22 protein-coding genes are annotated in these 21,584 nt (G+C 63.6%); 14 read left to right on the top strand and 8 right to left on the bottom strand.

Annotation, left to right across the window (positions count from 1 at the left end):
• Entirely contained in the window at nt 1–468 is a 468-nt protein-coding gene (locus tag IVB13_RS12510) for a metallophosphoesterase family protein (protein ID WP_247295139.1), read from the bottom strand.
• Nucleotides 469–482: 14 nt separating this feature from the next.
• Nucleotides 483–800, bottom strand: a complete 318-nt coding sequence (locus IVB13_RS12505; RefSeq protein WP_231190486.1) for a hypothetical protein — start codon at nt 798–800, stop codon at nt 483–485.
• A 30-nt stretch (nt 801–830) separates the two neighbouring features.
• On the opposite strand from IVB13_RS12505, the gene IVB13_RS40175 reads away from it, so the two are divergent.
• The 12 genes from IVB13_RS40175 to IVB13_RS12450 all read left to right on the top strand — a co-directional run bounded on the left by IVB13_RS40175 (nt 831) and on the right by IVB13_RS12450 (nt 12,921).
• Entirely contained in the window at nt 831–953 is a 123-nt protein-coding gene (locus IVB13_RS40175; RefSeq protein WP_018460395.1) for a hypothetical protein, read from the top strand.
• 112 nt (nt 954–1,065) lie between these two features.
• Nucleotides 1,066–2,076 carry a cytochrome c oxidase subunit II gene (coxB, locus tag IVB13_RS12500; protein ID WP_018460396.1) on the top strand — a complete coding sequence of 337 codons (1,011 nt, stop codon included), beginning with the start codon at nt 1,066–1,068 and terminating at the stop codon, nt 2,074–2,076.
• Complete coding sequence (gene ctaD / locus IVB13_RS12495) at nt 2,073–3,986, top strand: cytochrome c oxidase subunit I (RefSeq protein ID WP_018460397.1); 1,914 nt, start codon at nt 2,073–2,075, stop codon at nt 3,984–3,986. Before coxB ends, ctaD begins: the two co-directional genes overlap by 4 nt.
• On the top strand, nt 3,983–4,582 hold the full coding sequence (locus tag IVB13_RS12490; protein WP_018460398.1) for a cytochrome c oxidase subunit 3: 600 nt from the start codon (nt 3,983–3,985) through the stop codon (nt 4,580–4,582). Before ctaD ends, IVB13_RS12490 begins: the two co-directional genes overlap by 4 nt.
• Nucleotides 4,579–4,932: a hypothetical protein gene (locus IVB13_RS12485; RefSeq protein ID WP_018460399.1), complete on the top strand. Its 354-nt coding sequence runs from the start codon at nt 4,579–4,581 to the stop codon at nt 4,930–4,932. The genes IVB13_RS12490 and IVB13_RS12485 overlap by 4 nt, the downstream gene beginning before the upstream one ends.
• Complete coding sequence (locus IVB13_RS12480; protein WP_018460400.1) at nt 4,920–5,858, top strand: cytochrome c oxidase assembly protein; 939 nt, start codon at nt 4,920–4,922, stop codon at nt 5,856–5,858. Before IVB13_RS12485 ends, IVB13_RS12480 begins: the two co-directional genes overlap by 13 nt.
• A gap of 58 nt (nt 5,859–5,916) precedes the next feature.
• Entirely contained in the window at nt 5,917–6,705 is a 789-nt protein-coding gene (locus tag IVB13_RS12475; RefSeq protein ID WP_026234021.1) for a heme-binding protein, read from the top strand.
• 111 nt (nt 6,706–6,816) lie between these two features.
• A complete protein-coding gene (locus IVB13_RS12470; protein WP_026234022.1) occupies nt 6,817–8,673 on the top strand; it encodes a PQQ-dependent dehydrogenase, methanol/ethanol family in 1,857 nt (618 codons plus the stop codon).
• Nucleotides 8,657–9,496: a substrate-binding domain-containing protein gene (locus tag IVB13_RS12465; RefSeq protein WP_018460403.1), complete on the top strand. Its 840-nt coding sequence runs from the start codon at nt 8,657–8,659 to the stop codon at nt 9,494–9,496. The genes IVB13_RS12470 and IVB13_RS12465 overlap by 17 nt, the downstream gene beginning before the upstream one ends.
• Nucleotides 9,496–10,131: a cytochrome c gene (locus tag IVB13_RS12460; protein ID WP_026234023.1), complete on the top strand. Its 636-nt coding sequence runs from the start codon at nt 9,496–9,498 to the stop codon at nt 10,129–10,131. The genes IVB13_RS12465 and IVB13_RS12460 overlap by 1 nt, the downstream gene beginning before the upstream one ends.
• 16 nt (nt 10,132–10,147) lie before the next feature.
• Nucleotides 10,148–10,516, top strand: coding sequence for a c-type cytochrome (locus tag IVB13_RS12455; RefSeq protein ID WP_018460405.1), 369 nt, complete (start codon nt 10,148–10,150; stop codon nt 10,514–10,516).
• Between the two features lie 26 nt (nt 10,517–10,542).
• Complete coding sequence (locus tag IVB13_RS12450; protein WP_018460406.1) at nt 10,543–12,921, top strand: glucose/quinate/shikimate family membrane-bound PQQ-dependent dehydrogenase; 2,379 nt, start codon at nt 10,543–10,545, stop codon at nt 12,919–12,921.
• On the opposite strand, the gene IVB13_RS12445 is transcribed toward IVB13_RS12450, so the two are convergent.
• The 5 genes from IVB13_RS12445 to IVB13_RS12425 form a co-directional block, all read right to left on the bottom strand.
• Nucleotides 12,881–14,707 (bottom strand): SDR family oxidoreductase, encoded by a 1,827-nt coding sequence (locus tag IVB13_RS12445; RefSeq protein WP_026234024.1) that lies wholly within the window; start codon nt 14,705–14,707, stop codon nt 12,881–12,883. The two genes, IVB13_RS12450 and IVB13_RS12445, sit on opposite strands and share 41 nt — an antisense overlap.
• Nucleotides 14,708–14,764: 57 nt before the next feature.
• Nucleotides 14,765–15,217 (bottom strand): hypothetical protein, encoded by a 453-nt coding sequence (locus IVB13_RS12440; RefSeq protein ID WP_051113078.1) that lies wholly within the window; start codon nt 15,215–15,217, stop codon nt 14,765–14,767.
• The gene (locus IVB13_RS12435) at nt 15,189–15,383 is read right to left on the bottom strand and encodes a hypothetical protein (RefSeq protein ID WP_018460409.1); all 195 of its coding nucleotides are present in this window, start codon (nt 15,381–15,383) and stop codon (nt 15,189–15,191) included. The genes IVB13_RS12440 and IVB13_RS12435 overlap by 29 nt, the downstream gene beginning before the upstream one ends.
• A gap of 1,001 nt (nt 15,384–16,384) precedes the next feature.
• Entirely contained in the window at nt 16,385–17,272 is an 888-nt protein-coding gene (locus IVB13_RS12430; RefSeq protein ID WP_018460410.1) for a sigma-70 family RNA polymerase sigma factor, read from the bottom strand.
• 20 nt (nt 17,273–17,292) lie between these two features.
• The gene (locus tag IVB13_RS12425; RefSeq protein WP_026234026.1) at nt 17,293–17,601 is read right to left on the bottom strand and encodes a hypothetical protein; all 309 of its coding nucleotides are present in this window, start codon (nt 17,599–17,601) and stop codon (nt 17,293–17,295) included.
• 197 nt (nt 17,602–17,798) lie between these two features.
• Between IVB13_RS12425 and IVB13_RS12420 the strand changes: the two genes are divergently transcribed.
• Together IVB13_RS12420 and IVB13_RS12415 are read left to right on the top strand one after the other, a co-directional pair.
• The gene (locus tag IVB13_RS12420) at nt 17,799–19,205 is read left to right on the top strand and encodes a DHA2 family efflux MFS transporter permease subunit (RefSeq protein WP_018460412.1); all 1,407 of its coding nucleotides are present in this window, start codon (nt 17,799–17,801) and stop codon (nt 19,203–19,205) included.
• Nucleotides 19,206–20,390: 1,185 nt separating this feature from the next.
• On the top strand, nt 20,391–20,867 hold the full coding sequence (locus IVB13_RS12415; protein WP_247489076.1) for a hypothetical protein: 477 nt from the start codon (nt 20,391–20,393) through the stop codon (nt 20,865–20,867).
• A 51-nt stretch (nt 20,868–20,918) separates the two neighbouring features.
• On the opposite strand, the gene IVB13_RS12410 is transcribed toward IVB13_RS12415, so the two are convergent.
• Entirely contained in the window at nt 20,919–21,581 is a 663-nt protein-coding gene (locus tag IVB13_RS12410; RefSeq protein WP_039801403.1) for an ATP-binding cassette domain-containing protein, read from the bottom strand.
• Between the last annotated feature and the right edge of the window lie 3 nt (nt 21,582–21,584).

The raw sequence follows: 21,584 nt of genomic DNA, 5'->3' as shown, positions 1-21,584 counted from the left end.
TCACGCGTCGAGCTCATGGATGGTGGGCCGCAGGTCGCCGCCCTCATCGAGATCGAGCGTTGCCAGCGTGATCGGCAGCTTGAATCGCCTTGGACCGGCGCTTCCAGGATTCAGGAAAAGCACTCCGTTGATCGTGTTGACCTGCACCCGATGCGAATGTCCTGATATCACCACGTTCACACCGGTTGCCGCGGGGTCGATGGCGAGCGCCTTGAGATCGTGAAGGAGGTAGAAACAACGAGCGCCGAGGTGCACTGTTTCGGTTTCGGGATAGCGCCTCGCCCAACTGCCGACATCGACGTTTCCCCTGATGGCGGTGACGGGCGCTATTCGGCAAAGCCTCTCCAGAACCTCCGGCGCGCCGATATCACCAGCGTGGAGGATATGCGACACCCCTGCAAGACGGCGTCCGGCCTCAGGTCTGAGAAGGCCGTGCGTATCCGAGATCACTCCGATCCTCAACGCCATGTCAGGCCGCGACTTCAGTGCAGGACATCCAGTGGCACTTTCCCGATCTCCTCACCCTGCTGGTTCGTGACCAGGATGGAAAAATGACGATTCCTGAGTTCGGGACGCTCCGCAAGGAGCCTCTTCGCGATCTCCTCGGCAACGTCCAGCGCCACGATGTCGTCGGGCAATTCAGCTCCTCCCTCGTCGGCGACGGTCTCGGAGTCGACCAGATCAAAATGATAGCGCGGCACGTGAACCCTCAATTCGTCGCAGGAACGCGCGATCTCGGGCCTTCGTTCCGGCGCTCGCACGTCAACGCCCGGCGTGTCCGCAGGAACCCTCAGGGTCATCGCGGCATTGCTGCTTTTTGGAGCCGACACATGCTCGGAGAGTTGCGCGTGCTTGCCCAGCCGGGCGCAATCATCGCCAGTCTCGCCGTCCTGTTGCTGATGGCCGCTGGCGATGCGGCGATCGTGATCGCCGTGAAGGGCTGGCCATTCTAGCCCGATGATTGATGTCGGACATCCCTCTTCGGCCCATCGCTCCGATTAGCGGATAGGAACCTTTGTAGGCCTGCCCGGTTCCGCCTGTGAAGCGGAGTGCGACAAGGCGTCAATGCAGGTCTGGGTGCGAAGGGTTCTGGTGTTGTGCACGATCTGGCCGCTCACGGCGTGTGCGGGCCGGCAATCGGCGCTCGATCCGCAAGGGCTGCAATCCGACCAGATCTTGCACACGCTGTTCATCTTCCTCGCTGTGTCGGCGGTCGTCTGGACCGCCGTCGTGATCGCGCTCTGCATCGGAATGATGCGGCGAAAACGTTCGGCTGATCGGCCGCTTGACCTTCACCAAGCCTTCGAGGAATGCTCCGGGCGCGTCATCCTCGCGCTTGGGATTGCGACCACCGCCGTCGTGCTCGGTCTCTCCTTCGTGAGCTATGCCGGACAACGTACCGTCTTTGCCAAGGACGAGAAAGCCCACATCCTCAAGATCATCGGCCACCAATGGTGGTGGGAGGTCCGCTATGAGGCCGACAGTCCGCAGCAGAGTTTCGTGACGGCCAACGAGATCCGGATCCCGACCGGCCAGCCGGTGAAGGTCGAGCTGGAATCGGCGGACGTGATCCACAGCTTCTGGGTGCCGAGCCTGACCGGCAAAATGGACTTGATCCCCGGGCAGAAGAACGAGCTGCAATTCACGGCGAAGAACGCGGGCATCTATCGCGGGCAATGCGCCGAGTTCTGCGGGATCCAGCACGCCCACATGGCATTTGCCGTGATCGCGATGTCACCCGACGAGTTCGGCCGCTGGCGCCACCATGAAAACCAGAGCGCCAACAGCCCTGCCGATCCGCTCGGCAAGCAGGGCGAGGCTCTGTTCCGGGCGCGCGGATGCGCCTTGTGCCACAACATTAGCGGCACGCTGGCCGGCGGGCAGCTCGGCCCGGATCTCACGCATATCGGCAGCCGCACGACCATCGCGGCGGGAACGTTGCCGAATAATTCGGCCACGCTCGGCGCCTGGATCGCCGATCCCCAGCACATCAAGCCCGGCAATCTCATGCCGAGGATGCCGCTGCAATCGGATGAAATGATCGCCATCATTCATTATCTGGAGCAGCTCAAGTGAGCATCGCCGCTGAACCAAATGAGTTGCGGGACGACGTCCTGAACGGCCTTCGACTTTCCACACAGCTGGAGAAAGTGTGGCGCACGCCGTCCGGCTGGATGGGCGCGCTGACGTCGGTCGACCACAAGGTGGTCGGCCGCCGCTACATCATCACGGCGTTCGTATTCCTGCTCCTCGGCGGCCTCCTCGCGGTCCTGATGCGCATTCAGCTGGCCGGGCCGGAGAAGACGTTTCTCTCCGCCGACAAGTACAATCAGGTCTTCACGATGCACGGCTCGACGATGATGTTCCTGTTCGCCGTGCCGGTCATGGAGGCGTTCGCCGTTTATCTGGTGCCGTTGATGGTCGGCACGCGGAACATCGCCTTTCCGCGACTGAACGCCTTCAGCTATTGGATGTTTCTGTTCGGCGGCTGCTTTCTCTGGATTTCCTTTGCGCTGAATGTCGGCCCCGACGTTGGCTGGTTTGCCTATGTCCCGCTCTCCTCGCTGCAATTTACGCCGACAAAGCGCCCGGATGTCTGGGCGCAAATGATCACCTTCACCGAGGTCGCGGCGCTCGCCGTCTCCGTGGAAATCATCGTGACCGTGTTCAAGCTCCGCGCGCCCGGCATGACGCTCGACCGCATTCCCCTGTTCGTCTGGGCCATGCTGGTGACGAGCTTCCTTGTGATGTTCGCGATGCCCTCGATCATGGTCGCATCGACGTCACTGATCCTGGATCGCCTCGTCAACACGCGCTTCTATGATTCCTCCTCGGGCGGACATCCCCTGCTCTGGCAGCATCTGTTCTGGTTCTTCGGCCATCCCGAGGTCTACATCATCTTCATCCCGGGCACGGGAATGGTCTCGGCGATCCTCGCGACGTTCGCACGACGGCCGGTGATCGGCTATCCCGTGGTGATCCTCTCGTTGATCGCGACCGGCTTCCTGTCGTTCGGTCTCTGGGTCCACCACATGTTCGTCACGGGCCTGCCCCAACTCGGCGCGGCCCTGTTCACAGCCTCCAGTATGCTGATCGCGGTGCCGAGCGGGCTGCAGATCTTCTGCTGGCTGGCAACGCTCTGGGACGGGCGTCCGGTCTACCGGACCCCGCTGTTGTTCGTGATCGGCTTCATCGTGATCTTCGTGCTCGGCGGGCTGTCCGGCGTCATGGTCGCCTCGGTCCCGATCGACACCCAGGTGCACGACACCTATTTCGTCGTCGCCCACTTCCATTATGTCCTGATCGGCGGCGCTGTGTTCCCGCTGGTCGGCGCGGTCTACTACTGGTTTCCCAAGATCGCCGGCCGCATGCTCAGCGAGCGACTCGGGCGCTGGAATTTCTGGCTCGCCTTCATCGGCTTCAACGTCGCCTTCTTCCCGATGCACATCCTCGGGCTGATCGGAATGCCGCGCCGGGTCTACACCTACACCGCCGACATGGACTGGGCGCACCTGAATCTCGTGTCCAGCGGTGGTGCTCTCATTTTCGCGCTCAGCTTCGCGTTGCTTTTGGTCAATGTGGTCTACAGCTTGCGTAAGGGCGCGCTCGCAGGCGACAATCCCTGGGATGCCTCCACGCTGGAATGGGCGACGTCATCGCCGCCCCCGCCGCAGAATTTCGACCGCATTCCGGTGGTCAAGCACCGCGATCCGCTGTGGGCCGATAGCGAGAGCCTGCCCGTGGTCGCGGGTCTGAGCGCCGAGCGGCGCGAGGTCCTGCTGACGTCGCTCGCGGAAGCCGAGCCGCAGATCCGCGAGGCTTCGCCCGAACCCAGCATCTGGCCACTGCTCACAGCTATCGCAACGACCGTGTTCTTCATCGGCTCGATCTTCACGCCCTGGGCGGTGCTCTGGGGCACGCCGCCGATGGCCGTCACCTTGATCGGCTGGTTCTGGCCGAGCGGCAGCAAGGAGGACGAGGAGTGAGACAGACCATCGTCCGCAATGTCGCTGAACTGCCGACTTACGGCTACGGCCCGCGCAGCGGACCGTGGTGGGGCGCGATGGGCTTCATGGCGCTGGAAGGTATGGGCTTTGCCATTGCCATCGGTGCCTATCTCTATCTCTACGCCGTCAACCCAAGCTGGCCGATCGGCGCCTCGCCGCCCGATCTCTGGCCAGGCACAGCCGAAGTCGTGGTCTATCTGCTGAGCATCATCCCGAACGAGATCACCAACCGCGCCGCACACCGGCAGGATCTCGCGAAGGTGCGGACCGGACTCATCGTGATGGCCCTGATCGGCATTGCCCTGCTGGTGCTGCGCGGCTTCGAGTTCGCGCATCTCAACACCCGCTGGGACAATTCAGCTTACGGCTCCATTGTTTGGCTCATTCTGGGGCTGCACACGACCCACCTTGCCACCGATGTCGGCGACACGGTCGTGCTGGCGGTATTGATGTTCACGCGCCATGCGAAACCGCGCCGGTTCAGCGACGTGACCGACAACGTGTTCTATTGGAACTTCGTCGTGCTCGCCTGGCTGCCGCTCTATGTCTTGCTCGATTGGGTGCCACGCCTATGACCGCAGCCGATCGACATTCCAGACTGCTTTATTGGGCCGGCGTTGCGCTCGGGCCCATCGCGTGGGGTATCAACTTGCAGGGCGTCTACGTGCTCGCGCACTTCTCCTGCGAACAGACCAGGCTCAGCGGCGCGATCATGAGCGCGGTTCTGGCTGTCGTCGCGCTGGCAGGCACTGTCATTTCGGCCCGCGCCGTTCGGCGCGGCGCGGGGGCTGAATGGGCCGATGCGCGGGGTGGCGGACCACGAACGTTCATGGCCTGGCTCGGCGTCGGCTCCGGCGTGTTATTTGCGCTGGTGATTGCGAACCAGTTCGCCGCCTCGCTCATGATCAGCCCATGCCTGCGCTGAGCTTTGCAGCACTGCTGCTCGCGCTGCTCGCGGCGCCGGCCGATGCGCACGGACTATCGGATGTCGATCCCGGTTCGCTGTGGAGCTACGATCCCTGGCTCATGGCCCCGCTCTATGCCGTCGGTATCGGCTTCTATGTCGGAACGCAGCGGCTCTGGCATCATGCAGGTGGTGGCCGTGGCGTCAGCTTCCGCCAGGTGGCCGCGTTCTGGACCGGATGGCTGGTGGCCGCACTTGCCGTGACCTCGCCGCTGCACTGGCTCGGCGAGCGTCTGTTCACCGCGCACATGGTCGAGCACGAACTGCTGATGGTGGTCGCGGCACCGCTGATGGCGTTCGCCCGGATCAATGGTCCTCTGCTGTGGAGCCTGCCGGCCCGGCTTCGCCCGGCGGCAGGCCGCATGCTCGATCTGCCGATATTGGCGTGGCCCTGGCGTTTTGTAAGCCACCCCATGAGCGCGACCATCCTGCACGGCGCAGCGCTCTGGGTCTGGCATGCACCGCCTTTATATGCGTGGGCGCTCGAGAATACGGCGATCCATCGTCTCCAGCACATCAGCTTCTTCGCGACTGCGCTGTTGTTCTGGTGGGTGCTGCTGCATGGCCGCGGTCAGGGCCGTAGCACTCGAATTCGCGACGGCATCGCTGTCGCGTGCCTTTTCATCACCATTTTGCATTCCGGCGTGCTCGGAGCTCTGCTGACCGTGTCGCCGCGGCTGTGGATCCCAGGCCAGGGCGCCCTCGCCGGGGAATTCGGCCTCTCGGCACTCGAGGACCAGCAGCTCGCCGGCATCCTGATGTGGGTGCCCATGGGCCTACTCTATACCGGCGCCGCGTTGTTCTTTGCTCACCGCTGGCTGACTGCGAACGGCGGTCATTCCCGCCTGCCGCTCCCTTCAACATCCGGGCTGAGCGACGCTGCATAGGAACCGCAACTTCTGTTCGAACGTTCGCCTGCCGACTGCGACACTCCACGGAGGCCACATGGAAAAACGATCCGTCATGGTGCTAACGGCAATCACCGCAGCATTCTTGGTGCCTGCAGTCTTGAGCGCGCAGGACCAACCCAAGTCAGGGATGTCGTGCCCGGTCGACCATGACAAGCTCGCCGATATCCTCAAGAAGAGTGTCAAGCCGGGCGGCGGCCCCAGCAACGGCGGTCTCGACAACAACGAGTGGGCTGCCGTCGTCAATCGGCAGGGCATCGTCTGCGCAGTTGCCTATAGCGGCGGCAAGGTCGACGACCAGTGGCTCGGCAGCCGGGCCATCGCGGCCGAGAAGGCCAATACGGCAAATGCGTTCAGCCTGAAGGACAAGGCGATCGCGACCGCCAATCTCTATGCCGGTGCGCAGCCCGGCGGGTTCCTGTTCGGAGCGGCACTCGGCAACCCGCCGTCTCCGGAAGCCTTGTACGCCGGATCTCCCGACAACTTCGGCACGGCCCAGGATCCGATGGTAGGCAAGCCGATCGGCGGCACCATCGTGTTCGGAGGCGGGTTGGCGCTCTATGACGGCAACGGCATCACGGGCGCGCTGGGCGTCAGCGGCGACAGCTCCTGCGCCGATCACAACGTGGCCTGGCGCGTGCGTCACCAGCTCGGGCTCGACCGCGTGCCGGCCGGCGTCAGCCCCAACATGAAAGACGCAATCATCTATGACATCGGACCCGACGGCAAAAGTCCGTCTGGATTTGGCCACCCCAAGTGTAACGGCAAGGAAGATCAGATCGCAGTTGACCTCGGCGCCGGCGTGTCCGGCAACGTCGTGAGATAGCTCGTCGTCGGTCTCACCTCTTTGGAACCAAGCGAAGTCGGAACGTTTGTAGGTTCGTAAACCGGCCTGCAACGGCGCACGGCCTCATCACTGCCGTGGAGATCTTTACATATGTTAGTGCGTGGTCTCACGCGTTTGCTGGGCCGACTTCCAGGCTTCCTTTGTGCCCTTTGCGCGTCCTGCGCGTTGCTGTCGTCCGCCTCGGCACAGAGCGATCTCGCCAGCCGCATGAAAGATCCCGGCCAGTGGCCGATGGCGGCGCGCGACTACGCCAACACCCGCTATAGCAACCTTGATCAGATCAACACGTCCAATGCATCGCGCCTCCAGCTTGCATGGACGTTCTCGGTCGGTGCCGATCGCGGCCAGGAGGCGGCGCCGCTCGTGGTCGATGGCACCATGTATGTGGTCGGCCCTTATGCTGGCCCCTACCCCAACCGTGTGTTCGCACTCGATGCCACGAGCGGTGAATTGAAATGGTCCTACGCGCCAAAGCCTGAACCGGCAGCCGCGGGCGTTGCCTGCTGCGACGTCGTCAATCGCGGACTCGCCTTCGACAACGGCAAGGTCTTCCTCAACACGCTTGATAACCACACGGTCGCGATCGACGCCAAGACCGGCAAGGAGCTGTGGCATACGAAGCTCGGGGAGATCAACAAGGGCGAGACCATCACGATGGCTCCCGTCGTGGTCAAGGGCAAGGTGCTCGTCGGCAACAGCGGCGGCGAGATGGGCGTGCGCGGCTGGGTCACCGCGCTCGATGAAAACACCGGGGCCATTGCGTGGCGCGCCTACGCCACGGGCCCGGACAAGGACGTGCTGATCGGCGACGACTTCAAGCCGTTCTACGACAGTCTCAAGGGCAAGGATCTCGGCGTGAAGACGTGGCCGGCCGACCGCTGGCAGGTCGGCGGCGGCACGATGTGGGGATGGATCTCCTACGATGCCGAACTCAATCTGATCTACTACGGCACAGCCAATCCGAGCCCATGGAACGCCAACCAGCGCAGCGGCGACAATCTCTGGAGCACCACAATCTTTGCCCGCGACCCCGACACCGGCCGCGCCAAATGGGCTTACCAGATCAACCCGCACGACCTGTTCGACCACGACGAGATCAACGAGAATGTGCTCGTCGATCTCGAACTGAATGGAAAGCCGCGCAAGGTGCTGATCCACCCGGGCCGCAACGGCTATATGTACGTGATGGATCGGGCGACCGGCGAAGTCATCTCGGCGGACGCGTTTGAATTCGTCAATGCCTATAACGGCGTCGATCTCAAGACCGGCAAGATCATCCCCAACGAGGAGAAGACGCCGCTCGCCGGCAAGACCGTCGAGAACATCTGCCCGGCCGCGCCGGGCGCCAAGGACTGGCAGCCAACCGCCTGGTCGCCCCGCACCAAGCTGCTCTACGTGCCGCATCAGCATCTTTGCATGAATTTCAAGGCATCGCAGGTCGGCTATATCGCAGGCACACCTTATGTGGGCGCCGATGTCGACATGTATGCCGGCCCCGGCGGCCACCGCGGCGAATTCATGGCGTGGGATCCCGTCGCGCGCAAGAAGGTCTGGGAGATCCACGAGAAGCTGCCGGTCTGGAGCGGCGCGCTGGTTACGGCAGGCGACGTCGCGTTCTACGGCACCATGGATCGGCTGTTCAAGGCCGTGGATGCCAAGGACGGGCATGTCCTCTGGCAATTCCGCGCCGGCTCCGGATTCATTGGCCAGCCGATCTCCTATCGCGGCTCCGACGGACAGCAATACATCGCGATCCTGTCGGGCGTCGGCGGCTGGCCGGGTGTGGTGGCCAACGCCGAGGTCGATCCGCGGGTGCGCAACGGCGCGCTCGGTTTTGTCGGTGCGACCCAGGATTTGCCGTTCTACACCGCGGGCGGGAGTGAGCTGCTGGTCTTCAAACTCGGCGGCGCGAATGGTGAGGACACCAGCCATGCGCCTTCGAAATAGTTATCCCGGCATCGCTCTTGGTTTTCTGGTCGGGCTTGCAACCACGGCGGCGGCAGCGTCGGATCGCGAGCTTCGCGTCTGTGCCGATCCCAACAATCTGCCTTTCTCGAACAGCGCCGAAGCAGGATTCGAGAACAGGCTCGCGGCCATGGTGGCCGAGCATTTCGGCCTGCAGGTCTCCTACACCTGGTGGGCGCAGCGCCGCGGCTTCATCCGTAACACGCTGAAAGCCGGCAAATGCGACGTCGTCATGGGCGTGCCGTCCGGCTATGATCTCGTCGAGACGACGAAGCCGTATTATCGCTCGAGCTACGTGTTCGTCACGCGGCAGGACCAGCACCTCGACCTTTCGTCCCTGCTCGACCCGCGCCTGCATCACCTCGCGATCGGCGTGCATCTGATCGGCGATGACGGCAACAATCCGCCGCCCGCGCAAGCGCTCGGCGAACAGGGCATCGTTGACAACGTCCGCGGCTACTCCATCTACGGTGATTATCGCCAGGCCGATCCGCCGGCGCGCCTGATCGAAGCCGTCGAAAGCGGCAGCCTCGATGTCGCCGCAGCCTGGGGTCCGCTCGCCGGATATTTCGCCCAGCGCTCTCCCGTCCCCCTGACGGTCACGCCGATCCGGGATTACGAGCGCTTTGCACCTCAGCAGTTCCAGTTCGCCATCGCGATGGGCGTGCGCAAAGGCGACGACGCCTTGCGCGACCGACTGAATGCATTCATCGACGAGCACCGGTCCGAGATCACCTCGCTGCTGCGCAGTTACGGCGTTCCGCTGGTGGACCAACCGGTTACGGTATCGGGAGGACATGAGTGATGTCTGCTCCAGTGCTGCGCGCGAGCGCCCTGTCGTTGCTGCTGGCGGTTGTGCCGAATGGTGCGGGACTGGCCCAGCAGACTTTGCCGCAGTCGCAGGAGGCGCAGATGCCGACGCTGTCTCCGCGCCCGAACTTCGGTGGCAGCGTCGGCAATGGCAGGCCCGGCGTCTTCATGCAGGTCCCCGTCAGTCACCTCCATCCCGGCGCGCAGCCGGACCCGCCGCAGATCAAGAACCCTGTGCAGGGCGATCCCAATGCGGAGCAGCGCGGGATGACCTACTACGTCAACTTCAACTGCGTCGGCTGCCACGCGCCAAATGGCGGCGGCGGCATGGGTCCGGCACTGAGCAACAACAACTTTACTTACGGCTCGCAGCCAGAGAACATTTTTCTCTCGATCTACCAGGGGCGGCCGAATGGAATGCCGGCCTGGGGCGGCGTGCTGCCCGACAGCGTGATCTGGGATCTCGTCACCTATATCGGCAAGATCAGCAACGAGCCGAGCCACCAATGGGGCCGAACCTTTTCCGCGAATCTGCCTTCGCCCGAAGTCGAGCAAGTCCCGAGCGAGCAGGTCTCGACGACCGATCCCTGGTCTGCCACCAAGTCTTTCAATTTCGGCCAGAAGCCCTGATCGCCGGGAAGCAGCGATGGCAAATCCGATCACGAGATTGCTAGTCACCGCGCTGCTGGCTACCACAGGCGCCGCCTGCAAGGCTGCGGGCCCGGACAACTTCACCGGCGACGCGCGTCGTGGCGCCGACCTCGTCAAGCAGTATCACTGCGGCGGCTGTCACGATATTCCCGGCATTGCCGGCGCCGAAGGCAATGTCGGCCCACCCTTGCATCGGATCGGCACGCGGACCTACATCGCCGGCTACATCCAGAACTCGCCGGACAACATGGCTGATTGGATCGAGGATCCACAGCGGGCGTTGCCGGGCAATGCCATGCCGAGAATGGGCATCCCGCAGAAGGACGCGCGGGACATCGCGGCGTTTCTCTATACGCTGAAGTGACCATCATGCCTCCCATGCATCGTTCAATGAATTGGCTCCGTGACGCGCCATTGCTGGCCATCACCATTGTGCTCGTCGCTATCATGGGACTGGGCCTCCTGGCTGGCGGTGCCTGGCTCGAGGCCCTCGGTGGCTCCGTCTACTATCTGATCGCGGGCATCATGCTTCTGCTCACGAGCTGGCTGCTCGGGCGCCGCCGCGCCGAGGCGCTCTGGGTTTATGCCGCGCTGCTGGCCGGAACGATGGCCTGGGCGATCTGGGAGGCCGGCCTCGATTTCTGGTCGCTGGCGCCGCGCGGCGACGTACTCGTGCCGCTTGGCCTGTGGCTGATGCTGCCCTTCATTGCCTCCCGCCTGGCGCCTCGCTTGCGCGCAGCGCGATGGGCGCTTGGCCTTGTGTTGGTCGCCGCAGCCATCGTCGTCGGCATGTCCCTGACGAGCGATCGCCGCGATCTTGCCGGCACGATACCTGAGGGCGAAACAACGGGGGCCATTGCGTCTCCCGAACCGGACCAGCCCGCTGCCGGCCAGAACTGGACGGCCTACGGCGGCAGCGGCTTCGGTACGCGCTTCTCGTCGCTGAGCCAGATCACCAAGGACAACGTCAAGGACCTCAAGCTCGCCTGGGAATTCCGCACCGGCGATCACAAGGGCCCGGACGATCCCGACGAGATCACCAACCAGGCGACGCCGCTCAAGGTGGGCGATCTGCTCTACACCTGCTCGCCGCACCAGATCGTGTTCGCGCTCGAAGCCGCGACCGGAAAACTGCGCTGGAAGTTCGATCCGCAGGTGCAGCACAACAAGGCCTTCCAGCACATGACCTGCCGCGGCGTGTCCTATCACGCGACCAAGCCCGGCGCGATAACTGCCGACGGCACGCCGGCCCCGAGCGATTGTGCGGGGCGCATTTTCATACCGACCAACGACGGACGGATGTTCGCGCTCGATGCGCAGAGCGGCGTGCCTTGCCAGGATTTTGGCAATCAGGGACAGATCGATCTCAAGCAGGGCAGCGAGATCCAGACACTCGGCTTCTACGAGGGCACCTCGCCGCCCGTCGTCACGGACAAGTTGCTGATCGTCGGCGGAGCGGTGATCGACAACTATTCCGATCGCGTGCCGTCGGGCGTGATCCGCGGCTTCGACATCTATTCAGGACGGCTGATCTGGGCATTCGATGCCGGCAATTCCGATCCGAACGAGATGCCCTCGGCCTCGCATCATTTCACGGCCGGCTCACCCAATTCCTGGAGCATTTCCGCGGTCGACGAGAAGCTCGGACTGGTCTATGTGCCGCTCGGCTCGAGTTCTCCGGATATTTGGGGCGGCGGCCGTTCGCCCGAGAACGAGCGCTACGATTCGGCATTGATTGCCCTCGATCTCATGACCGGGAAACTGCGTTGGTCGTTCCAGAACGTGCACCACGATCTCTGGGACATGGATATGCCGTCGCAGCCCAGTCTGGTCGATTTGCGCCTTAACGGCGGCGTGACGCCTGCGATCTACATCCCGGCAAAGACCGGCGACATCTTCGTGCTCGACCGCCGCGACGGGCGTCAGCTGGTGCCCGCACCGGAGAAGCCGGTGCCGCAGGGCGCCGCGAAGGGAGACCGGCTGTCGCCGACCCAGCCCTTCTCGGAGTTGAGCTTTCGCCCGCCCGGCATGCTGACCGACGCGCAGATGTGGGGCAGCACGATGTTCGACCAACTCGCCTGCCGGATCAAGTTCAAGCGCCTGCGCTATGAGGGGCCGTTCACGCCGCCGTCTGAACAAGGCACGCTGGTGTTTCCAGGAGACTTCGGCATGTTCGAATGGGGCGGCATTGCCGTCGATCCGCAACGCCTGATCGCGATCGCGAACCCTCAATCGATTCCCTTCGTCTCGCGTCTCGTGCCGCGCGGGAAAGACAATCCGGCAGCGCCGAACGCGGCGCATCCGCCGGGAACCGAGCTCGGCGTGCAGCCGATGTACGGCGCCCCCTATGGCGTCGACCTCGGCATTTTCCTCTCACCGCTCGGCATCCCCTGCCTTGCCCCGCCATGGGGCAACATCGCCGCGATCGATCTCAAGTCGCACAAGGTGGTCTGGCAGCATCGCATCGGCACGATCCGCGATCAGGCCCCGCTGCCGCTGCCATTCAAGCTCGGCGTTCCCATGCTGGGCGGTCCGATCGTCACCGCGGGCGGCGTCGTCTTCATCACGGGAACGATGGATGACTACATCCGCGCGTTCGACGTTCGCGATGGCAGACGGCTTTGGCAGGACCGCCTTCCTGCCGGCGGCCAGTCGACGCCGATGACCTATGAGGCCAACGGCAAGCAATATGTCGTCACGGTCGATGGCGGCCACGGCTCGTTCGGAACTAAACTCGGCGATTACGTGCGGGCCTACGCGCTGCCGTGATCTGCCTCGGCAGGACATGCTTGTGCTTGGCGACGCCTTGTCCCGATCTGCCAGCGCGACGCGCAACTGCTGAAGCCAGGAGAGCCACGCCCGCAGCTAGTCCCAGCGCCGCGAGCCCCTGACTGATGACCCCGGCAGGTGGGAGCTGCTTGCGTGACAGCCAACCGCCATCGATTGACGTGCCCTGCGGACCAGCTTCGATCATGGTGCCCTCGCTGCTCTTCGCCGGGCGCGCGCGCGACAGCAGGTAGCGGAAGGCAACCCCCAGGATGTTCTCGGTAATCTGCGGAGCCATCGCGTAGGCAATTTGGCCGGCACGCGCCGGCCAGCCCACGGCGACCTCATCTTGGGGTGCGCGGACGAGGCTCACGAACGTCTCGGCAACGTCCTCCGCCTGATACAGCAGCGGACCGGGATCGAGCGTCCGGCCGGACATGTTGGCGCCGTGGACGAAGCCCGGCGTGTCGACCATGGCCGGGAAGACGCCGCAGACATGGATGTTGCGATGAGCCCTGAGCTCCTGACGCAGGCTCGCGGTGAAGCCCCGAAGGCCGAATTTGCTCGCTGTGTAGGCCGCAGCAAAAGGCGTCGGAGCCCAGCCCCCGAGCGAGATGTTGTTGATCAAGATACCGCGGTTCTGGCGCAGGAAGATCGGAAGCACCGCGAAAGCGCCATGCATCGTGCCGAGGAGATTGACCTCGATCGTTCGGCGATGAAGTGCGATATCCGCGTCCTGATAGGCCCCGAAAACGCCGGTGCCGGCGTTGTTGATCCAGACGTCGATGCCACCGAGCGCGTCTTCCGCCTCTCGGGCCAGCCGCTGCACCGCCTCGGCATCGGTGACATCGGTCGGGATTGCCAATGCGCGGCCTCCGAGCGCCTCGCATTCTGCAGCGAGGCTCGTCAGGACTTCGGCACGGCGTGCCGCCAGGACCACGCTTGCGCCCTTTCCGGCGAAGGCCAGCGCCGCAGCACGCCCGATTCCGCTCGAGGCACCGGTTATGACGACGCGCGTGCCAGTCATTTGCCGCGGCTCGGATCCGGAGCCGCCCGCCGGAAGCAGCCAGTGCAGGGATCGCCGGAGACGCTCGGTTCCGTCCGCTTCGAACCAGTCGCCATGCGCGAAGATCACCCGCTCCGGCGACAGCCGTATGAGCCGCTCGGCTGCCGACCGCACGGAACGGCCGCCGAGGCGCAGCAGCAGTCGGAGATAGACCGGCGCCGTTCCGTTTGGCTTGGAAATGCCGAGGAGGTTTGCCGCGGCCTCGTTTGACGCGCTGAGATCATCGGGATCGAGATTTTGCACCAGATCCGTCAGGATCAGTGTCCGGCTGCGCTTGTCGAACAGCTCGATCTCGGAGAACATCGGAGCGTTCACCGAGACGGCTTCGAGGTCGGCCCTCCATTCCTCAGGCGTCGCCTCTCCAAGCTCGCGGTCGATGTGGATCCGTGCTGCTCGAACTTGCCGACGCGCCGAAAGGCCGCGCGCCGCGAAAGTCGTCACCTGTGGCAGCTCTCTCTGCCAGTCGGACAGGAACATCCAGTGCGCGATATTCGGCGCGAGCAAGTACCTTATCGGCCCTAGCCGCTCCAACTCACCGCGGAGAGTCGGCGAATGTCTCACCGGCGAATGCAGCACAAGATCGCCGTTCGAGAGCCGAATGACGGTCATACGCACCGGAAGTTTCAGACCGGCAGCGCTGATCGGGGCATCGTCCACGACCCAGATATCGTCCGTCGCTCGCGACAAACGGGCCGTCGACAAGGTAGCGTCGGAACTTTGCATGAGCGTCTTCCATCACAAGGCGTTTGCTCAAGCTTCGGGAGCGACGCTCGTTCCTCGCTAGGACGCCCGAGCCTGCATGCGGGCATTGCGTCGGCGACGGCGCGCGGCGAGTCGTCCTCGGATCCTCTCCGCCGGAATGTGCCGCGAGATCGCCGGGGCAAGCTCTGGTTCTGAGGGAGGTTGTTGGGTGGCAATCGGCGCTTGGTCCGGACGAGCTTCCATCAGACCGAGCACGGCGCGGCCCTTGGCCGTGATGCGCCACCCGCCATTTGTCCGGTCGATCAGCCCTTGCGAAAAGATGTCCAGCCCCGGCACCCGCCCGGCGAGCCGCCGGGTGCGCTCGGTCCAGTCGCGACCGCTGGTCGCCAGAATGGCCATATCCCGCTTGAGATCCTCCATGGCCGCGAACCCATCCGGGTAGCTCACCAGGATCTTGAGGACCGTCACGTGGAAATTCACCCCTGCCCCCACATGACCATCATCACATCGTCGGGACTTCTGAAAGGGCATTGCGGGCCGCTAGTTTGAGACGATCCGCAGAGATGTCGCCCCTGCTTGCAGTCTCCAGAAGCTTCGAGGCTACGCGAGTCCTGGCGCCGATCTCACAGCGTGGAACAGCTTCACACACCTCGTCGAGAACGGTGCGCAACAACGCCTTGGTCGCGGTATCGATCATGGAAAGCCCCGGCGGAAAGGTTCACGGTAGGGCAATCGCTCCGGCCAGGGATTCAACATTGTTAATGATCTTAAAATTTCGCTGCCTGGCCACTGCCGGCTTGGCGATGTCTTGGGCCTGCTGTGCGCGACCTTGCGGGCTCCTGCTCGGCATTGCTCGTGAAATCGGGGAACCTCCGTCGTCGGCCAATCGTTCGCATGCCATGGAGATTGTCGTTTTCGCGGTCCTCGTCCTCCTGGTTGCGACTGTAGTTCGGCATGCGTGATGGCGAACCGCGCAGCTTCGCATCCTCGCGGCTGATTCCGCCCGAGCTTTGCTTCGTCGCTTCACCCTCTTGTCCAAGAGGGCGCAGGGAAGGCCGGGTGCCGGCTGGCACCCGCGGTCCGCTGCGCGAAAATGTAGCGCAAGGGAACCGCACAGCAGCATACAGGTGTAGCCAATCACTCGGCCTTCCCTGCGCGATGGTTGGACGGCTTATGCCGTGCTCTCCCGGGAGCCGAGTTCGTTCTGGCCTCCCTCGTCCCAGCGAAAGTCACCGGCACCGGGCAGATGCCGCATTCGCCAGGGCTTGACCGTAGCAACGATGGCCAGGACCACACGGTTTTTGCCGTACGCACGGCTCGCCATTTCGCCGCAGTTTTTCCAGCCCTGTCGACGGAGCCGGAAACTTACAGACGAGACGAAGCCTAGCAGCGCCGCTCGTCGGAACGCAGCCTTGGGCTCACGGAGAGCAATCCGCCCTGCCCTTGGCCTCTCGCACCCGAACGCTGCCGCGTCCACCGCAAGCCCGGCTCGCGAACATGACGACCACAAGATCGCCCCTCAAGGATGAGCCGGGATGGCCAACACATACGCCGTTTCCGAATTTCGGTAAAGCGGAATATATTTGTGGAGAGGGGTTGACGGGATGGCGGGTGTTTTGCCCGACGGGCAGTCCTCCCATTCAACCTGCCACGGCCTTCTAGTCAAGCGACGCGCCTGCTCCGATGGAGAAGGCGAGTTCACCCTCTATCCACCACGCACTCCGCACCATCAATAACATAGGCTGCGTGACGAAAATCCCTGATGGTGGCGAGCTTGCCGGCGGACCAGTCGAGAAGCATGAAATATTTCGCCCGCCCGGCCGGCTTATTCGGATCGAACACGAGGATCGCGGGACGTCCCTCGACCTGCCCCGTCACCAGGTGCCAGTCGCTGTTCTTCGAATAATTGCCGAAATAGTTCGACACCTCGGCCTTGCCTTTCAGCCTGGTACGGTTGACGAGCTCGAGCCTGACGTCGTCGGCGATCATGGCGCGGATCGCGTCGAAGTCGCGGGCATTGAAATGGCCGACATAGGCGTTGAGTCGCGTGCGATCTGCTTCCGACAGGCCCGGCTGCGGCACATCGTCGGGCTCTCCGGCGAACTCCCGCAGCTGCGTGCGTCCGCGATGCAGCGCGGCCTTCACCGCCGGCAGGCTGAAATCCATGATGTCGCAGACCTCGGCAAGCGAGCAGCCGAGCACGTCCATCAGGATCACGCTGGAGCGCTGCGCCACCGGCAGCCGCATGAAGGTGCGAAGGCTGGTCGCGGCGATCTGGCGGCTTTCCACATCATCGAGCTGGTCGGCAATCATCTCCACCTCTTCAGCCGAGTGCAGCGCCTCCTGCCGGTTGCGGCGACGCAGGAAATCCAGCGCGGTGTTGTGCGCGATGCGAAACAGCCAGCCCTCCGTATTGACGGGCGTGACCGATTGCAGCGCTTCCATCGCCTTGATCAGCGCATCCTGCAACACATCCTCACCGTCGATGACCGAGCCGACCATGCGGGCGCAGTAGCGATGCAGTTTCGGCCGCATCCGCGCCAGCAGGGCCTCGGTATCGATGGTGGCCAGCGGGTCTGGCGCCATTGCTCCTCCGCTTCGCTTGTTCAGGACTCGTCCAGCATACGATAGTTGCCGACGATCCTCACATCACGAACCAGCGGCGGCTCCGCGCAGCGGTCGCGGATGCCGTCCTGGAACGTCTGAAATGCCTTGAGTTTCGGAATCGGGCTCGAGCCGTTTTCGGCCGCGGCCTCGACAAGATGGATGAAGGTGTCGTCCTCCAGCCGTAGCGTCAGGTAGCGCACGCCGTCCGGGCCGGCCGCCTTCAATTCGGCAAATACGGCCGAAACCAGCTCGGCATTCCGATCGGCCAGCTCCGGCCTGGCCTTGTACCTGATCAACGTCCTTCTCATCGCGCGCTCCTTGCTGATGTCGCGACCTGGTTCGCTCAAAATCGGGCAAATGGCCGCATCACCCCTAGGACGTTTGCCGGCAGGCGAAGGATGCGGCCCGGAACAAATTATTATTGGGCGCATCCTTTGCCGCTCAGCCCTCGTCTAGCCCGCAGAACGCGCCGCGACAGGCTGGCGCGACACACGGAGACAGGGCGATGCAGACCCCGATCAATCGCGCCGCGCAGAACTGGGTGCTCGGCGTCACCGCGCTGGCATCCTTCATGATGGCGCTCGATGCCATGATCATCACGACAGCATTCGCGACCATCCGCGCCGAATTCGGCAGCCCGGTCGAGACGCTGCAATGGACCGTCAACGCCTTCAATCTGACCTTTGCCGTGCTGCTCCTGACCGGCTCCGCACTCGGCGACCGCTTCGGTCGCCGCCGGATGTTCGCGGCCGGGCTCGCCCTGTTCGTCGTTGCATCGGCGGCCTGTGCGCTCGCAGGCAATGCCACCGCGCTGATCGCCGCCCGCGCGCTGCAGGGCGCCGGCGCCGCGCTGGTGATGCCGCTGGCAATGGCGATCCTGAGCGGCACGTTCGGCCGCGAGGAGCGCGCTCGCGCGCTCGGCATTTTCGCCAGCATCACCGGCTGCGCGCTGATCATCGGTCCCGCCATCGGCGGCTTCATTACCGAACATTTCGGCTGGCGCTGGGTGTTCTGGATCAACCTGCCGATCGGCCTGATCGCGATCGCCCTGGTACTGGCACGCTTGCGCGAAAGCTTCGGCCCGGCCGCCGCATTGGACATCCCCGGACTGGCGCTTGTCGCGCTTGCGGCGCTGGCGTGGGTGTGGAGTCTGTTGCGCGGCAACGCCGTGGGTTGGGCGAGCGCCGAAATCATGGCCGCGCTGATGGCAGGCCTGGTGTTCACAGCCGGCTTCGTTCTCTGGGAATTGCGCGCGACCGCGCCAATGGTGCCGATGCGGCTGTTTGCATCGCGGGCGCTTGCCTCCGGCATGTCCGCCAGCGTGCTGTTCTACGCCGCGATGTACGGCGTCTTGTTCCTGCTGCCGCAGTTCCTCCAGACCGCGCTGGGCTTCGACGCCTTCGGCGCCGGACTTCGCCTGCTGCCCTGGACCGCGACGCTGTTCGTCACCGCCCCGATCGCCGGCGCGGTCGTCAACAGGTTCGGCGAGCGGCCGCTAGTGGTGACGGGATTGCTGATGCAGGCGATCGGACTTGGCTGGATCGCGGAGCTCGTGAGCTCTGCGGTTACCTACTCCGCCCTGGTCGCGCCGCTGGTGCTGGCCGGCGTCGGCGTCTCGATGGCGATGCCGGCAGCACAGAACGCCATCCTGAGCTCGGTCGCGGTGGCCGAAATGGGCAAGGCGTCCGGCATCTTCAACATGGGCCGCTTCCTCGGCGGCATGTTCGGTATCGCCGCGCTGGTGGCGAACTTCTCGGCGCATGGCGGGGTCGATTCGGCCGCGCATTTCGAGAGCGGATTTGCCGCGGCGATGAGCCTCGCCGCGACGCTGTCACTGGCCGGCGCGATTGCGGGGTGTTTCCTGCCGGCACGGCGGCGGACCGCCGGAGCAGCCGCGCCGCAAGATGCGTGACACTGACAGCCATCAAAGCCGGAGGCGAGATGATCGCTTCGCGACCAAGTGCTGGCCTTCAATGATCGGCTAGCAGGTAGAATACCGGTTGCAGTTTCGACCACGCCGCCGCCGCGCCCAAGGCACTGTCAGGGCGCGGCGGCCTTGCGGACGATGCCGGCTGCGCGATCGGACTCGCGCTGGAGCTCTTCGCGGGTAACGATCCCGGTTGGCCCTGTGGCCGCGTCGACATCGACCGCGGCGACGCCCCCCGGCAGCGCCTTGACGTCGCTCCTCGATCACCTGCCCCGGCGAACAAGCGAATGCGCACGGGGCCGCGACGCCTTGGAGAAATTCTCTGGTTGGCGAAGCTATCGAGGCACGAAACCGAGAGATACTCGGTGATCTTCTCGGGCTCCAGGAGCCCGAGCTGGAACGAATGCGCAAAGACGGGGTCATCTAGCCCGTTGGGCAGCATCCTGTGACGATACCAACCGATTCTGCAGCAGCGGTCCCCTGCGGCGACGGGGCAGAAACAAAGGAAAGTCTCGCAGCAATCCGACCGCAAAAACGCCGACAACAAAACGTCGCACGAGACCCGTTTTGTTCTCAGCGACCCTTCTCGTCAGTTCTTGAAGAAGAGGGCTTATGCTTGGTGGGCGCACCAGGGCTCGAACCTGGAACCCGCAGATTAAGAGTCTCATCTTTCACAATAACTTTCAGCTACTTAGCTGTAAAACGCCGTCACAACAGCACTATCGAAATCAACAGGTTACAGACGAAATGTAAATTGCTCGGCGGCGCCTTCTGTACCTGCGACCGCTGCGTCCCGAACGCAGTGAACATCTTCTAAGTTGTTGATCTTTCTCTCATCGGCAGGTGCTTCCGTCCCGTTTTTGTTCACGCTCGTTTCACCCAATTCGTTGCGATTTCGTTGCGGCGGCGGCGAGGGAGAACGGCGCTCGGCGCGTCAGTGGGATCTTGGACTTGCGGCGGAGCAGCCGAGGCCTGCGAGGGTAAGCGTATTAGATTATGCGGTGATCTGTCGGGGGTTCGAGTCACTAGGGTGCTACCGTCTTTCCCCACACCAACCAGACCTGCGATATCTGATCCGATCCTTCGCGTGAGGCAGTTCATGGGCCTCGCACGATGGTCTGCACGGGTTGAACCATAATGGGCACGCACAGCAAACGGTCGCTGCCGTAGATGCTCGACACCCGGGCGCCACCGAAGTGCCGCCTACCGCTCGACACACGACACAACGACCCGGCAGAAATTGAAGGTGAAGCGTCCGTAGAGAAAGCCGCTTCCTGGCTCCAGTGCAGCCAGGCGATACGAATTGCCGAGAGCGCGGATAATCTCGACCATTTCCATGAATTCATGGTGCGTCAGCGCCGGGTGACGAAGCATGACATCGCGACACTCTCGAATGACATCGTCGCGGGCAAGTTCGGCAAGCCCTCCGTCAGCAACGCACGTCATATGCGCAAGGCCGCCTCGGGGTTGTTCAACTGGGCGGCTGAAGCGGGCCGCGACCATGTGACGGCCAGCCCCTGCGGACAAACTAAAACACCTGCACTAAGCCGACGTGCCCGAAATCCAACGTCGGTCGATCTGAATCGCGACGATTACGAGGAACGGTCGAAACAGAGTGCCACGATCACGTGGCAGAGCGGACGCTGAATCGGTAAACCGCCGAGGTCTGCTTAGGCCGGCGGCTCCTCCACCGCGTCTTCAATTAGCTTGGCGGGCCTCGATCTCACCTCTTTCAATGGTAAGCGTCACGTCGGCAAAGGTTTCGAGCAGCTTTGGATTCGACTCGGTGATCAGCAGCGTAATGTCCTTATCCTGCAAACGAAGCCGCCGGAGTGCTTCCGCATATCGCTGCGCTAACACAGGCGCGAGACCCTGAAATGGCTCATCCAGGATAAGCAGCCGGGTACCAAGCATAAGCGCCCTCCCAAGCGCCACCATCTTGCCTTGGCCGCCCGAGACCGATCCCGCCGGACGTTTGGCAAGCTCTTTGAGTTCCGGCAGCACCGAATACGCTCGCTCCAGCCGCCGCCGCGTCTCGTCCGGATTCAGCTTGGCGACACGACCGGGAAGCAAAATATTTTCTTCGACGGTGAAGGCGGAAAACAGACGCCGGTCCTCAGGCGCGTAGCCAAGACCCAGCGACGGCCGGCGATGCGGCGCGATCGCTCCAAGATCTTCGCCGCCCAGACGAACGGTGCCGCTCGCTTTTGTGAAGCCCATGATAGTGCGCACGGTCGTGGTCTTGCCGGCGCCGTTTCGCCCGATAAGCGCTGCGCTCACACCCGGCAGCAGCGAGAAACTCACATTTCGCAACACAGGCGCGTCAGCAATCGCGACGTTGACATTCTCGAAACTCAGCATCGG

Source organism: Bradyrhizobium sp. 17, assembly GCF_023073515.1.
GTDB lineage: Bacteria > Pseudomonadota > Alphaproteobacteria > Rhizobiales > Xanthobacteraceae > Bradyrhizobium > Bradyrhizobium canariense_D.
The sequence above is the reverse complement of the archived record's forward strand: the minus strand, read 5'-3'. Positions and strand labels throughout refer to the sequence as shown.

What these genes read in the sequence shown, in the direction of transcription:
- IVB13_RS12465 (WP_018460403.1), top strand. Translation starts at nt 8,657, where the DNA reads ATGCGCCTTCGAAATAGTTATCCCGGCATCGCTCTTGGTTTTCTGGTC.
- IVB13_RS12475 (WP_026234021.1), top strand. Translation starts at nt 5,917, where the DNA reads ATGGAAAAACGATCCGTCATGGTGCTAACGGCAATCACCGCAGCATTC.
- IVB13_RS12430 (WP_018460410.1), bottom strand. Translation starts at nt 17,272, where the DNA reads ATGGCGCCAGACCCGCTGGCCACCATCGATACCGAGGCCCTGCTGGCG.
- IVB13_RS12460 (WP_026234023.1), top strand. Translation starts at nt 9,496, where the DNA reads ATGTCTGCTCCAGTGCTGCGCGCGAGCGCCCTGTCGTTGCTGCTGGCG.
- IVB13_RS12455 (WP_018460405.1), top strand. Translation starts at nt 10,148, where the DNA reads ATGGCAAATCCGATCACGAGATTGCTAGTCACCGCGCTGCTGGCTACC.
- IVB13_RS12485 (WP_018460399.1), top strand. Translation starts at nt 4,579, where the DNA reads ATGACCGCAGCCGATCGACATTCCAGACTGCTTTATTGGGCCGGCGTT.
- IVB13_RS12480 (WP_018460400.1), top strand. Translation starts at nt 4,920, where the DNA reads ATGCCTGCGCTGAGCTTTGCAGCACTGCTGCTCGCGCTGCTCGCGGCG.
- IVB13_RS40175 (WP_018460395.1), top strand. Translation starts at nt 831, where the DNA reads ATGCTCGGAGAGTTGCGCGTGCTTGCCCAGCCGGGCGCAATCATCGCC.
- IVB13_RS12435 (WP_018460409.1), bottom strand. Translation starts at nt 15,383, where the DNA reads ATGATCGATACCGCGACCAAGGCGTTGTTGCGCACCGTTCTCGACGAG.
- IVB13_RS12450 (WP_018460406.1), top strand. Translation starts at nt 10,543, where the DNA reads ATGAATTGGCTCCGTGACGCGCCATTGCTGGCCATCACCATTGTGCTC.
- IVB13_RS12410 (WP_039801403.1), bottom strand. Translation starts at nt 21,581, where the DNA reads ATGCTGAGTTTCGAGAATGTCAACGTCGCGATTGCTGACGCGCCTGTG.
- IVB13_RS12445 (WP_026234024.1), bottom strand. Translation starts at nt 14,707, where the DNA reads ATGCAAAGTTCCGACGCTACCTTGTCGACGGCCCGTTTGTCGCGAGCG.
- IVB13_RS12440 (WP_051113078.1), bottom strand. Translation starts at nt 15,217, where the DNA reads ATGCCCTTTCAGAAGTCCCGACGATGTGATGATGGTCATGTGGGGGCA.
- coxB (WP_018460396.1), top strand. Translation starts at nt 1,066, where the DNA reads ATGCAGGTCTGGGTGCGAAGGGTTCTGGTGTTGTGCACGATCTGGCCG.
- IVB13_RS12420 (WP_018460412.1), top strand. Translation starts at nt 17,799, where the DNA reads ATGCAGACCCCGATCAATCGCGCCGCGCAGAACTGGGTGCTCGGCGTC.
- IVB13_RS12415 (WP_247489076.1), top strand. Translation starts at nt 20,391, where the DNA reads ATGCTCGACACCCGGGCGCCACCGAAGTGCCGCCTACCGCTCGACACA.
- IVB13_RS12505 (WP_231190486.1), bottom strand. Translation starts at nt 800, where the DNA reads ATGACCCTGAGGGTTCCTGCGGACACGCCGGGCGTTGACGTGCGAGCG.
- IVB13_RS12470 (WP_026234022.1), top strand. Translation starts at nt 6,817, where the DNA reads ATGTTAGTGCGTGGTCTCACGCGTTTGCTGGGCCGACTTCCAGGCTTC.
- IVB13_RS12425 (WP_026234026.1), bottom strand. Translation starts at nt 17,601, where the DNA reads ATGAGAAGGACGTTGATCAGGTACAAGGCCAGGCCGGAGCTGGCCGAT.
- IVB13_RS12510 (WP_247295139.1), bottom strand. Translation starts at nt 468, where the DNA reads ATGGCGTTGAGGATCGGAGTGATCTCGGATACGCACGGCCTTCTCAGA.